Source organism: Acrocarpospora macrocephala, from assembly GCF_009687865.1.
GTDB lineage: Bacteria > Actinomycetota > Actinomycetes > Streptosporangiales > Streptosporangiaceae > Acrocarpospora > Acrocarpospora macrocephala.
This window is the reverse complement of the sequence record NZ_BLAE01000073.1, coordinates 13,332-25,839: the sequence shown is the minus strand read 5'-3', so window position 1 is coordinate 25,839 and position 12,508 is coordinate 13,332. Positions and strand designations below refer to the sequence as shown.

General features: G+C 69.5%; 10 protein-coding genes. 6 read left to right on the top strand and 4 right to left on the bottom strand.

Annotation, left to right across the window (positions count from 1 at the left end):
* Positions 1-6: 6 nt before the first annotated feature.
* The 6 genes from Amac_RS44160 (at position 7) to Amac_RS44135 (ending at position 5,554) form a co-directional block, all read left to right on the top strand.
* Positions 7-429, top strand: a complete 423-nt coding sequence (locus Amac_RS44160; protein ID WP_170322964.1) for a Zn-ribbon domain-containing OB-fold protein — start codon at positions 7-9, stop codon at positions 427-429.
* A complete protein-coding gene (locus Amac_RS44155) occupies positions 422-1,942 on the top strand; it encodes an AMP-binding protein (RefSeq protein WP_155360427.1) in 1,521 nt (506 codons plus the stop codon). The genes Amac_RS44160 and Amac_RS44155 overlap by 8 nt, the downstream gene beginning before the upstream one ends.
* The gene (locus Amac_RS44150; RefSeq protein WP_307729837.1) at positions 1,870-2,811 is read left to right on the top strand and encodes an SDR family NAD(P)-dependent oxidoreductase; all 942 of its coding nucleotides are present in this window, start codon (positions 1,870-1,872) and stop codon (positions 2,809-2,811) included. The genes Amac_RS44155 and Amac_RS44150 overlap by 73 nt, the downstream gene beginning before the upstream one ends.
* Positions 2,811-3,623 carry an N-acyl homoserine lactonase family protein gene (locus Amac_RS44145; RefSeq protein ID WP_155360425.1) on the top strand — a complete coding sequence of 271 codons (813 nt, stop codon included), beginning with the start codon at positions 2,811-2,813 and terminating at the stop codon, positions 3,621-3,623. Before Amac_RS44150 ends, Amac_RS44145 begins: the two co-directional genes overlap by 1 nt.
* A 66-nt stretch (positions 3,624-3,689) precedes the next feature.
* On the top strand, positions 3,690-4,613 hold the full coding sequence (locus Amac_RS44140; RefSeq protein WP_155360424.1) for an SMP-30/gluconolactonase/LRE family protein: 924 nt from the start codon (positions 3,690-3,692) through the stop codon (positions 4,611-4,613).
* A gap of 17 nt (positions 4,614-4,630) precedes the next feature.
* Complete coding sequence (locus Amac_RS44135) at positions 4,631-5,554, top strand: LLM class flavin-dependent oxidoreductase (RefSeq protein ID WP_170322962.1); 924 nt, start codon at positions 4,631-4,633, stop codon at positions 5,552-5,554.
* Positions 5,555-6,038: 484 nt separating this feature from the next.
* Here Amac_RS44135 and Amac_RS44130 read toward each other — a convergent pair whose 3' ends face one another.
* The 4 genes from Amac_RS44130 to Amac_RS54565 form a co-directional block, all read right to left on the bottom strand.
* A complete protein-coding gene (locus Amac_RS44130) occupies positions 6,039-7,622 on the bottom strand; it encodes a serine/threonine-protein kinase (RefSeq protein WP_170322961.1) in 1,584 nt (527 codons plus the stop codon).
* A gap of 136 nt (positions 7,623-7,758) precedes the next feature.
* Complete coding sequence (locus Amac_RS44125; RefSeq protein WP_155360421.1) at positions 7,759-8,184, bottom strand: hypothetical protein; 426 nt, start codon at positions 8,182-8,184, stop codon at positions 7,759-7,761.
* Between the two features lie 62 nt (positions 8,185-8,246).
* Positions 8,247-11,021 carry an AfsR/SARP family transcriptional regulator gene (locus Amac_RS44120; RefSeq protein ID WP_170322960.1) on the bottom strand — a complete coding sequence of 925 codons (2,775 nt, stop codon included), beginning with the start codon at positions 11,019-11,021 and terminating at the stop codon, positions 8,247-8,249.
* Positions 11,022-11,133: 112 nt separating this feature from the next.
* On the bottom strand, positions 11,134-12,507 hold the full coding sequence (locus Amac_RS54565) for a hypothetical protein (protein WP_174900300.1): 1,374 nt from the start codon (positions 12,505-12,507) through the stop codon (positions 11,134-11,136).
* Between the last annotated feature and the right edge of the window lies 1 nt (position 12,508).

Genomic DNA, 12,508 nt, shown 5'->3' with positions numbered 1-12,508 from the left:
GAGACGATGGAACGACTCGCTCAGCTCGGGCTCTACCCGACGAAGGACACGCTTCCCTTCTGGGAGGCATTGCTCGCCGGTTCGCTCGTCGCGTGCCAGTGCGCGAACTGCGGCCGATTTCGCCAGCCTCCGTCCGGATTCTGTCCGGGATGTCAGCACTCCGCAGTGCGCTGGCAGCGTTTGGACGGGGCCGGGACCATCTACTCCTTCACCTGGGCTCGCCATGGGTTCACCCCGGATCTTCGCGACCGGGTGCCGTACGCCATCGCGCTCGTCGAACTCGACGACGCGCCGGGAATCCGGCTCATCGCCAACATCCTGGACGCCGAGGAGGGCCAGGTGGCGATCGGCGCGAAGGTCGTGGCCGACCACCGGAACGCGGCGGACGCACGGATCGACTTCGTCCTGTCGGGAACCGCCGATGCCTGACACGCTGGTCACCCTGCTCGAGTCCGCCGCGGCGGGTCCTGGCGGCATCACGTTCGTCGGCGGCGAAACGGCTCCCTGGCGGGACGTTCTCTCCAGGGCCAGGAAGACCGCCGGTCAGCTGGAGAACCTCGGGGTCGCCCCGGGCGATCACGTCGCCGTCATGCTGCCGAACTCCGCGGAGTTCGTCGACGTCTTCTTCGGTGCCGTGGTCGCGGGCGCGATCCCGCTCCCGATCACCGTGGACTATCGCGGGCCGATGCTCGCGCGGGTCATGGAGGTCGCGGAACCGAAGCTGGTCGTCGTCGGCTCGAACGCCGACATTCCGGCGGAGCTGGTGGGACGTCCGGCGATTTCGATGAGCGAGCTGCGCCGGCTACCGGGGGACGCGTCCGCCGGCCGCGCGTTGCCGCGACCGGACGACGCCGCCGTCCTCATGCTCACCTCCGGGACCACGTCCGGACGTTCCAAGGTGGTCGTCTACAGCCACCGGTCCGCTCTGCAGTTCGCCGCGGCGACCGTTCGGTGCATGCCGTACGAGCCGGGGGATGTCATCTACACCTGCCTGCCACTCGTGCACGGGGCCGCGCTCATGTGCGACCTCTTCGGATCGCTCATGTCAGGCGCCTCGATCGTGGTCGCCGAGCGCTTCAGCGCTTCGCGGTACTGGGACGAGATCGTGGCACATCGGGCCACGGTGGCCAGCACCCTGGGCACCATCACGCAGATTCTCGTGCAGGCGCCGGTCAGCGACAAAGAGCGCCGGCACCGGCTACGCGTGGTTCGCCGCTCGGGCGTCACGGCTGAACTCACGCGTGAGTTCGAGGACAGGTTCGCGGTGCGCACCACGGAGATGTACGGCCTCACCGACGTCGGTCTGATCACCGGGCTGCCCGCCGGCGTGCGCAGGCTGGGCTCCTGCGGGTCCCTGTTCGACGAATGGGAGGCCGAGTTGCGCGACCCCTCGGGCCTGGTGGTCCAGGACGGCGATGCCGGCCAGCTGTTCGTCCGGCCCGCGGGGGCGGGCACGCTTCCGCTGGGCTATCTGGATGACCAGCCGTCTTTCGGCGCCGCGCTGGTCGACGGCTGGTTCCAGACCGGCGACGTGCTCGTTCGGGACAGTGACGGGTTCTACGCCTTCGTCGGCCGCGTCAAGGACGTCATCCGCCGAGCGGGCGAGAACATCGCGCCAGCCGACGTCGAATACATCCTGGTCCAGCACCCGGACGTCGCGGAGGTCGCCGTTTACGCGGTGCCCAGCCACCTCGGCGAAGACGAGGTCATGGCGGCGGTCGTGCTCAAGCGGGGAGTGCTCGACGCTCCCACGCTCCGCGCGTTCTGCGCGGACCGGCTGCCCTACTTCTCCGTGCCTCGCTACTACCGGGCGCTCCCGCGGTTACCGCGGACGGTGACGCAGAAGGTACAGGTCCAGACGTTGCGCTCGTGGGGGATCTCGCCCGACACGGTCGACACCGGCTCGACATCCCGATCCGCCATGCGAAAGGCAGAACAGTGAGTCAGGTAACACCAAGGGTCGCGGCCGTCACCGGAGGGGCGAGCGGTATCGGCCTCGGGATCGTGACACGACTCGTCGCGGACGGATGGAAGGTGGTCGCGGGCGACATCAACGCCGTCACGCTGCATGAGGCGTTCGGCGCCTCCGACGAGGAGAACGTCGTCGGGGTCGTCTGCGACGTCAGCGTGGAGAGCCAGGTGGCCCGCCTCGTGGAGACCGCGGTCGACCGATTCGGCCGGCTGGACTGCATGGTGAACAACGCCGGGATCTCCGGCGCGTTCGGCCCCATCCACGAGCTCGACGTGGCGCACTGGGACTTCACGTTCGGAGTGCTGGCACGGGGAGTGTTCCTCGGCACGAAGCACGCCACCCGCCAGTTCCTGGCCCAGGGTGGCGGGGGCTCGATCGTGAACATGTGCTCGATCGCCGCCTGGGACGGCGGGACCGGTCCGCAGGCGTACTCGGCGGCCAAGGCGGCCGTGCAGAACCTGACGTGGAGCACCGCCGCCGAGCTCGCAGAGCATCGTATCCGCGTGAACGCGGTCGCTCCGGGGTCGGTCATCACCCCGATGTGGATGAAGGGGCGAGACCAGAGTGACGTCGACCGCGCTCTCCAGTTGCAGCCTCTCAAGGAACCGACGACGAGCGCACACGTCGCCGAGGCCGTGGCCTTCCTCGCCGCCCCCGAGCCCGCGATGATCACCGGCACCTGCGTCGCCGTGGACGGCGGCATCTCGGCGGCCGGGACCGACCTCGCCCGTCGCCTCGGAAACAACCCGGGTGACCTGAAGATCGCGGGACTCAACATGGGGACGTCCGGGACGAAGTCCGTCGTCAACGTTCTCGGCGACCAAGGAAAGAGCATCTGATGAGCAGTGGTATTCGCGTCTACCCGTTGAGTCTCGGCGAGCTGACCAATGACGCTGGACTCCCGTTCTATTTGGGTGGCCTCGCGATGCCGAGCGATCCCGAGCACGCGGCCGCGATGTGCACCCAGTGCATGAGCGCGTACGTCATCGAGCACCCGAAGGCAGGCCCGATCCTGTTCGACACGGGCGTCGCGCCCGAGCGCGAGGGACTGTGGCCGAAGGAGTCGATCGAGCTGGCGTCGCCGTCGCTCTACGAGCCGGAGCACCGGCTCGACAACGCCCTGAACGCGGCCGGCTTCGAGCTGTCGGACATCAAGGCGGTCGTGATCAGCCACCTGCACATGGATCACGGGGGTGGCCTGGAGTTCTTCCGGGGCACGAACGTGCCGGTGTTCGTCCACGAGACCGAGCTCAAGAACGCCTTCTACAACGTGGCGACGGGGGAGGACTTCGGTCCCTACCTGCCCCACTACATCGACCCGACCTTCAACTGGGTCCCCATTCACGGTGACAAGTGGGACCTCTTCCACGGGATCACCCTCTACCAGATGTCCGGCCACGCCCACGGGCTCCTCGTGCTGCGTGCGGAGTTGCGGAACCACGGCCACTGGATCTTCGCGAGCGACCAGTTCCCGCTCCGGCGGAACTACGAGGAACCGATCCCGCAGGGCTGGATCATGCGGGACCACCCCGGCTGGTGGCGCAGCTGGCGGTTCACCAAGAGCCTGGAGCAGCGTTTCGACGCGCGAATCGTCTTTGGGCACGACAAGGACGAATTCGCCAAAATCTGCTCGCAGCGCGTCTACGACTGAGTTTCTCGACCATCGTCAACCGCCACGGCCCGCGGTTCGTACCACCAAGCGACAGGAGATGTGATCATGACGGCCTTTGACTTGTTCGTCCCTCCCATCACGGAGCTCGCCGAGAGCCCGATCTGGGACGTCGACGAGCAGCGCCTCTACTGGGTGGACAGCACCGGAGGCGCCATCTACCGCGCTGACGGCGCCGGCGGAAACATCCAGGTGTGGAAGATGCCGGGCATGGTCGGCGCGATCAGCCTCCGTACGGCCGGCGGAGCCCTGGTGACTCTCGACGACGGCATCTACACCTTCGACTTCGAGAGCTCCGAGCTCACCAAACTCGTCGATCCGGAACCGTCCACGGCCTCCAGGCTCAACGACGGCAAGGTCGACCGGCAGGGTCGCTTCATCACGGGAACCATGAGCTATGCCTTGATCAATCCGAGCACGAACTGGCTCGTGGGGAAGATCGAAACCGGATGCTCGCTGTACCGGCTGGACCCGGATCTGGTGGTGAAGACGGTCCACTCGAACATCGGCATCACGAACGGGCCGTGTTTCAGCCCCGACGGAGCGACGATGTACTGCTCCGACAGCTGGGCGGACGAGATCTACGCATTCGACTACGACACCGCGACCGGTGAGCTGAGCAGGCAGCGGGTCTTCGCCTCCTACGTGGACGACAAGGGCGTCACGGGGCAGGGGCAGCCCGACGGCGGAACCGTCGATGCCGAGGGGTATGTGTGGAGCGCCACCGTCTACGGCGGCGAGATCCGGCGGTACGCACCCGACGGGACGCTTGACCGGCGGATCCAGACGCCCGTGCTGAAGCCGACGAGCGTGACCTTCGGCGGCGCCGACCTCGATGTCCTGTTCGTGACCACGATGGCCAACCCGGACCTCCCGGTGCCTTACCCGAAGGACGGGCCGCTCGCGGGCAGCATCTTCGCCGTCCGCGGACTCGGGGTCACGGGAGTGCCGCAGGGGCGGTTCCGGGGTTGATCAGGAGCACCCTTCGGGTGGGATTGTCGACTGGCACCACCGCAGACATAGCGGGGTTCGCGCGCGATGCCGAGATCGCCGGGTTCGATCTCGTCGGTGTCGGGGAACATCTCTTCTTCCACGGCCCGACGGCCAACAGTCTCATTTACCTGGCCGCCGCGGCCGGTGCCACCCACCGGATCGGCCTGGTGTCGTCGGTGGCCATCGCGCCCCTGTATCCGCCCGTTCTGCTGGCGAAGCTCGCCGCCGTACTCGACGAGGTGTCGGGGGGTCGCTTCGAGCTGGGAGTGGGGGCCGGTGGCGAGTTCCCCGGCGAGTTCATCGCGGTCGGCACGAACCCTGCGGACCGTTTTCGTCGCCTCGAAAGTGGCCTCTCCGTCATCCGGTCCCTGCTCTCCGGGCAGCGCATCACCGTCGAGCATGACGGGCACCGCGCCGACGGGCTCGCGCTGGACCCGCCGGTGGCCGGTGAACACGGCCTGCCGGTGTGGCTGGGCGGACGAAAGCCAAGCGCGATTGAACGGGCCGCGGCCCTTGCCGACATCTGGTTGCCCTACATGCTCACGCCGACGCGGCTGGCCGAGGGGAACGAGCACCTGGCGCGGGCCGTCGAGACGCACGGCCGGCCGCGCGGCGCGGTCACGAGCGGCCTGCTGATCTGGGTGTGCGCCGATGCCGACGCACGCTGGGCCCGGGACACCGGAATCGACGTCGTCAGCAAGGTCTACTCCCAGGACTTCACCCGATTGGCCGACAAGTACCTCGCGGTGGGCTCGGCCGACCAGGTGGTGGAGCTTCTCTCCCGCTTCGTCGACGCCGGGGCACGGCATCTGCTCCTCCAGGTCGCGGCTCCACCGAAAGCCCGCCCCCGTGTGGTCGAAACGCTGGCTACCGAGGTCCTGCCAGCCTTGCGGACGCTCCCCCTGCCGTCCGTCTCGTAGCTTGGGCCAGCCGCACCCAGTCATGGAATTGTCGGTGGAGGACCGCCCGATGTGGATGGCCACCATGCCGTGCAGGACTTGCTTCCCTTTGCGGGCGTGCCGCAGGATCTCGCTTGCCGAGAGCCCAGGGTCAGCGACGCTGTTATCGCTGTGGTCCGCCCGCTGAGGACCTTCGCCGACTTGGCGGTGCCAGACCGGATTTCGAGCCTGACCACGTCTCCGGTCCTGCCGCCGGTCAGTGTCGCGCGGATGCTTCCTCCGCACTTCTGCAGTCGAATGGTCCGGGTGCCCACCGCTTTCTTCTGCCCCCGCGCGACCAGCGTCCATGAGCAGGCGGTTTGGGCCTCCGCGGCGATTGGGACGACGACGAGCCAGGCACCGCCGACGAGGAGCGCGGAGGCGATCGTGATCAGTTTCATGACGCTCCCTTCCTGCCGCCGACAGTAGGCCCGCGAGTGGTGACGGTCGAGGCCCAGAATCGAGTTCACCCGGGGCTGACGGTCACGTTGCGCACCTCGACCTCGGCTAGCCAGGAGCGGAGCACGAACGAGCTGTCCAGGCAGTCGGCCAGCAGCGGGGGGTCGCCGGTGACCGGATACCAGGCGGTCTGAAGCACGCCGTAGTCCAGCTGGTAGGCCACCCTGTCCTGGTCGAACATGATCCGCCAGTGGTGGGTGCCCTGGTCCAGGCCCTGGGGTGGATCGGCGGGTTGGGGGCCGGGATGGGCGTTCGCGGCCGGCAGGCGTACCACCTTGATGTGGTTCTCCTGCGCTTCTTCCCCTTGGTAGAAGGCGTACTGGAGGGACAGGCCCCGTGGCTGGCTGCCGTCGAAGCGGGAGCATACGCCGATGCCGTATCCCCAGCCCATGCTCAGGAAGGGTTCCTCGGTCGGGCCCTTCACCTGGACGTCCAGATCGACCTGGAGGCGACACCAGGCGGGTAGCCGCCCGTGGACGCCCGTCCAGGTGTAACCGCCCGGGGACGCGACCGTCCAGCCGTCCTCCGTGGCGGCCACCTGGCCCTTCCTCGTGGTGTCGAAGTCCGTCAGCGAGAGCGGCAGGGCCCGGGTCTCATCGGGGTCGGCGCAGCCGGGCGCGCCCAGGGGCACCACTCCGGTGAGGACATTCAGCGGCAGCAGCAGGCCGGTCACCGCCAGTCCCACCGCGACCAGCCGCAGGGCCTTCCGGCCACCCGTCGGCGGGCGGCCGGAAGGCCCGGGCGGCAGGTGCGGGTCCGGTACGGTCCACCCGCTGTCCACGGGGATCAGCACGTCACCCGGCTCGCCGGTGAGCGCCGCGTACAGTTCGCGGGGAGTCGGGCGGCGTTCCGGGGCCTTGTTCAGCGCCCACGCGATCACGTCGCGCAGGCGCCCGTCGACGCCCTCCAGGTCGGGCTCCTCGTACGCCACCCGGAAGGTGACGGCGGGCGAGTTGCCCTCGCCGAAGGGACAGCGGCCGGTCGCCGCGAACGCGGTGACCGCGCCCCACGAGAAGACGTCGGCGGCGAAGGTCACCTGGTGGTCCAGCGCCTGTTCCGGCGACATGTAGCCGGGGGTGCCGACGAGGGTGGTCGTGAGCGTGAGCGAATCCGCCATCTGGGCGATGCCGAAGTCGATGACCTTCGGCCCGTCGGGGCCGAGCAGCACGTTTCCCGGCTTCAGATCGCGGTGTACGACGTCCGCGGCGTGGATCGCCTCCAGCGCGAGCAGCGTCCTGGTGGCGAGGTCGAGGAGATCGGGCCCGGCGAGCGGGCCGTCCCGGGCGACCCGCTCGGCCAGATCCGGCCCGTCGACGAACTCGGTGACGAGGTAGGCGCGGTCGCCCTCAGTCCCCGAGTCCAGGATGGGCACGGTGCAGAACCGCGCGGATTCGGCCACCCGCCGAAGGATCCTCACCTCACGCTGGAATCTGCGCCGATACCTGGGATCGCGGGCCCACTCGCCATGGATCACCTTCAGCGCGACCCGGGCGCCGGACTCCGCCTCCGCGAGATAGACGACCCCCATCCCGCCCTGTCCCAACCGCCGCACGATCCGGTAGCCCCCAATTCGGTACGGCTGGTCGGGCACGGTCGGTTCCAACCCTCGATGTCGGCGCCCAGACGCAACAGGTCGCGTCCATGTCGACACAAGGATCTCCCATCCATCCGTTGATCGGGAAATGGTGATGGCGTGGCCCCTTCGCCACGCCATCACCTCGAACCGTTCAGTTCTTGCAGTACTTTGCGCTGCCCGAGGGCCACCACCCGACGATCACGGCCGGGGCCGCCTTCTGGAAGCGGATCTTCAGGCACTGGTTGGTCCGAGCGGCGGTTTTCACCGTCTTCTGTACGGACCTGGCCACGACGACGAGCCCGAAGCAGGCCGCCTTCGCCTTCCAGTCGGACAACTTGTTGCACTCTCCGAGGCTCGACCGGCCGATGGACGGCAGCTTCGCGAGCTTGCGGGTGAGGCTGCGGCTGAAGTAGAGGTTGCACGTCGCGTTGTACCAGTGGCCGCAGTCGAGCCCGAAGGACGTGAGGCCCCTGGTGATCGTGGTCGTCTCGGTGGCGGCCTGCGCGCCGGCCGCGGCCCCGGTCATGAGGCCGACGGTCAGGGTGATGGTCGCGAGCAGCTGGAGGATGCGTTTCATCGCTCTGCCCTTCCTCTGCGCGGGCGGTTCCCGCGTCAGGGACAGCGTGCGATCAGAGGGGTTCAGGATCGTTTCAGTTTGCGTGAAGTCTCGGCGAGGCCGTACTGGTCGCCGAGTTCGTTGAACATCGAGTAGGCCAGGTCCAGTTCGTCCGCTCGGCCGGTGATGTCGCCGATCGTGGTGAGCGCCCATGCGTGCCCGTATCGATCTCCCAGGGCGCGCAGGCGTCGGGCCGCCTCGCCCGCGTGCTCCCCGGCCTCTGGATCACCCTGGGCCGCCAGGACCACGGCGATGCTGAGCAGCGCGTTCGCGGTCAATCTCGGGTCACGCAGGCGGCGTTCCGCCAGGTCCCGTTCCTCCTCCGCATGCTGGCGCGCCGCGCTCACCTCTCCCCGCGCCAGCCGTACGGAGACCAGGCCATGCAGGCAGGCGGCCTGGCCGTAGCGGTCGCCGAGGTCGCGGGCCGAACGCAGCGCGCTGAGGAGGCAGGCGAGCGCGGTTTCCTGGTCGCCGGCCCGGTGCCGGACGACGCCGAGCGCGCGCACGCAGGCGGCCTCGCCGCGCCGGTCGCCGCAACCGCGGAACTCGGCCCGTCCCTGGGCGAGCGAGCGCTCCGCCTGCTCGAGCCGGGACTGGTCCAGCCGGGCTACCCCGAGCCGGAACAGGACCCGCGCGCGTTCCACGGCATCGCCGTACCGGATCAGTTGCCCGAGGCTCGACTGGTAGGTCTCGATCGCGCCCGCGAGGTCGCGCTCGGCCCGCTGCTGGTCGCCGCGATCGCGCAGGACCAGCGCCGCACCGAGCGGGTCCCCGTCGGCACGTGCGGCGGCGAGCGCGTGCCGGTTGACGGTCCGCCATTCGTCCTGCTGGTGGCGTACCTCCAGGAAAGGCGTCAGGGCATGCGCGAGCCGCCACGCGTGTCCGGGCAGGCCGTGCAGGTCGGCCACCAGCGCGGTCAGGAAGCCGAGCTCGGCGTCCAGCCACTCGATCGAGTCACGGATCTTGGTCGTGCCCATGCTGACCGCCTCCGGACCAGGGCTCGCGCCGAACCCCTCCGAGGTCAGCGGGAGGACGGCCGCCCGCACCCGGGCCAGCGCCACCCGCGCGAGGCGGGACAGGGCCGGCGCGGCGTCCTCGGGCGGGAGCCGTTCGCGGGCCATTAGCTGGGTGAGCTCGTGCACGCGGAACCGGTCCTGGCCCGCGTCGTCGCAGGCCAGCCGCTGCAGCAGGCCGCAGTCGGCGATCCCGTCGAGGGCGGCGGGACCACCGGCGAGGGGTTCCGCGACCCAGGCCGCGAAGCTCGGGGCGGTGATCGCGGTCAGCCGCGCGAGCAGCGCCTGCGGCCGGGGGTCGAGGCCCTCGTAGGCCAGGCTGAGCAGCGGCCGGACCCCGGTGTCGCCCGCGCGGAACTCGTCCAGGCGGGCGGCCTCGTCCCGCAGCCGCCGGGCGAGCCCCCGGGCAGAACGGTCCCGGCTGGCCGCCAGCCGCGCCGCCGCCGCGCGGACCGCGATGGGCAGCCCGGCGCAGGCGTCGAGCACGCTCGCGGTGGCCTCGCCGTCGACCTCGGCCCGCGCCCGCCCGGCCATCCGCTCCAGCAGCTCGCGGGACTCGGCCGCCGTGAAAACGTCCACCTCGAACGGCTCGGCTCCAGCCAGCCCGGCCAGCGCCGAGCGGCTCGTGATGATCGCCAGTGAGCCCGGGCCGGTCGGCATCAGCGGGCGCACCTGCTCCTCGTCGGTCGCGTTGTCGAGCAGGACGAGGAGTCGGCGATCCGCGGTGAGCGTCCGGTAGACCGCGGTCCGCTCCTCCACAGTCGCGGGGATCGAACCGCCTGGGTAGCCGAACGCGCGCAGGAACCGGGCGAGCGTCCCGGCCGCGTCCGGCTGCCTGCGCAGATCCGCGAACAGCTGGCCCCCGGGAAACCGCGCCCGATGCCGCCAAGCCGCGTGTACGGCGAGCGTGGACTTGCCCACTCCCGCGTGGCCGTACAGGACGATGGGGTGCGGCCCGTGCGCGGGGCTGCGGGCGATCGCGGCCGACAAGCCGCTGAGAAGGTCGCGCCGGCCGACGAAGGAGCGGTCGTCAGGGGGAAGCTCCGCAGGGGTACGGACCTCCTCGGCGTCCAGGGCCGGGTCCTCGCGGAGCATGCGTTCGTGCACGCGGCGCAGCTCGGCGGACGGCTCGGCGCCGAGTTCCTCGGCCAGGACCTGGCGCACCCGGTGGTAGTGGGAGAGCGCCTCGCCGAGGTTGCCGGAGCGGTACAGGGCGACCATCAGGAGCAGGTGGACGTGCTCCCGCAGCGGGTACCGGCGGGCCAGATTCCTGAGCCGGACGACGCACTCGCGGTGGTGACCGAGCCCGATCCGGACGTCGCAGAGCTCCTCTTCCACGGCCGCGCGCTGTTCCTCCAGCGCGGCGGCCTCCATCCGCCGCAGGTGATCGGAGTCCACGTCGGCCAGCGCCGGACCGCGCCACAGCTCCAGCGCCTGCTCCAGGGTGCGGATGCGGGTGACCGGGTCCTCGTCCCGGCGGTCGGCCAGGTCGCGGAACCGCCACACGTCGACCCGGTCCGGCTCGACCCGCAGCCGGTATCCGGCCGGGACGGTCTCGATCAGGTCCCTCGGCAGGATCTTCCGCAGGTCGCTGACGTAGACCTTGATCACGCCGGTAGTGATCTCCCGGCCGCCCGTCAGCGCCTCCTGCAACAGCTCGAGGGAGACGGGGCGTCCCCCTTCAAGGGCGAGTACGGCGAGGACCGCGCGATGGCGCGGTACCCGGATCGGGATGATCCGATCGCCGTCCACGACCTCGAGCGGGCCGAGGAGGTTGAAATCCATGATGTCCACATTTGACAACGCTTCGCCCACCTTGCAAGCCCAACCCAGGACCCTTTTCACGCAGGAAGGCATGGCGACTCCCGGTCGCCATGCCTTCTCCTCGATCCCTTCGTCAGGCGCCGTTCCAGTCGCCGATGAGGACGACCGCGCCGGGAACGGTCTCGAGCGCGGTGCCCCACGCGTAGTCGGAGGCGCCGTCGTCGTGCGTGTTGCGCAGGTGGTAGGTGCCGTCGGCGGGGTTGTAGTAGCCGGTGGAGTCCTTGCCGTCGCCGTTCCAGTCGCCGGTCAGGATGACCGCGCCGGGAACGGTTTCGAGCGAGGTGTCCCAGGCGGCGTTGGAAGCGCCGTCGTCAAGCGTGTTGCGCAGGTGGAAGGTGCCGTCGGCGGGGTTGTAATAGCCGACGGAGTCCTTGCCGTCGCCGTTCCAGTCACCGGTCAGGATGACCGCGCCGGGAACGGTTTCGAGTGAGGTGCCCCACGCGTAGTCGGAGGCGCCGTCGCTATGCGCGTTGCGCAGGTGGAAGGTGCCGTCGCGAGGGTCGTAGTAACCGGTGGAGTCCTTGCCGTCGCCGTTCCAGTCACCGATCAGGACCACCACGCCGGGAATCGTCTCCATCCCCGTGCCCCAGGCGGCGTTGGAAGCACCGTCGTCATGGGCGTTACGCAGATGGAAGGTGCCGTCAGCGGGGTTGTAATAGCCGGTGGAGTCCTTGCCGTCGCCGTTCCAGTCGCCGGTCAGGACCACCGCGCCGGGAATGGTCTCCAGCCCGGTGTCCCAGGCAGTGCTGGAGGCACCGTCGCCGAGCGCGTTGCGCAGGTGGAAGGTGCCGTCGGCGGGGTTGTAGTAACCCGTCGAGTCCCGGCCGTGCGTCGGCGCTGGCACCGGCTGCCATAAGTGATCGACGATGATCTGCGCGTCGCCAGCCTCTACCTGGTAACGGTCGGGGTAGGCCGATACCTGGACGTCCTGGCACACTTGCCCGACCGGTGCGTTCATCCAGCTGTTGTTCGGATACACCCGTTTCATCTTGTTGATGAACGCGGTGGTGGCCCACACAGGGTCGAGCCGCTGCGCCCTGCTTCCCCAGGACGCGCGCTGCTGGAACAGGCCGAGGCTGTCGTGGTCGACCTCCTCGTTGATGTTCTGGATGCTCGACTCGACGATGACGGTGGCGATGGCTATGACGGCCGCCCGCGAGTGCAGGCCCAGGTTGCGAACGGTGTTGACGACCATGCGGGCGCACGAGACGCGGTAGCCGGTCATGTACCCGCGCATCTTCTTGTTCAGCTTCCCGTTGAGCGTGCCGGCCAGGGCATTGTCCGACGACGTGACGCCCTTGGGATCGCACGGGGACACGGAGTAGGCCGCGGCCACGTAGACGGACGGCTCTGCGGGGTCGGCGTGGGCGGGAGCGGCGGACAGTCCGGCCACCGCGGTGAGCGTCAGGGCGGTGAGGGCGGCGCGCAGGGCGAATCGATGGTTCATG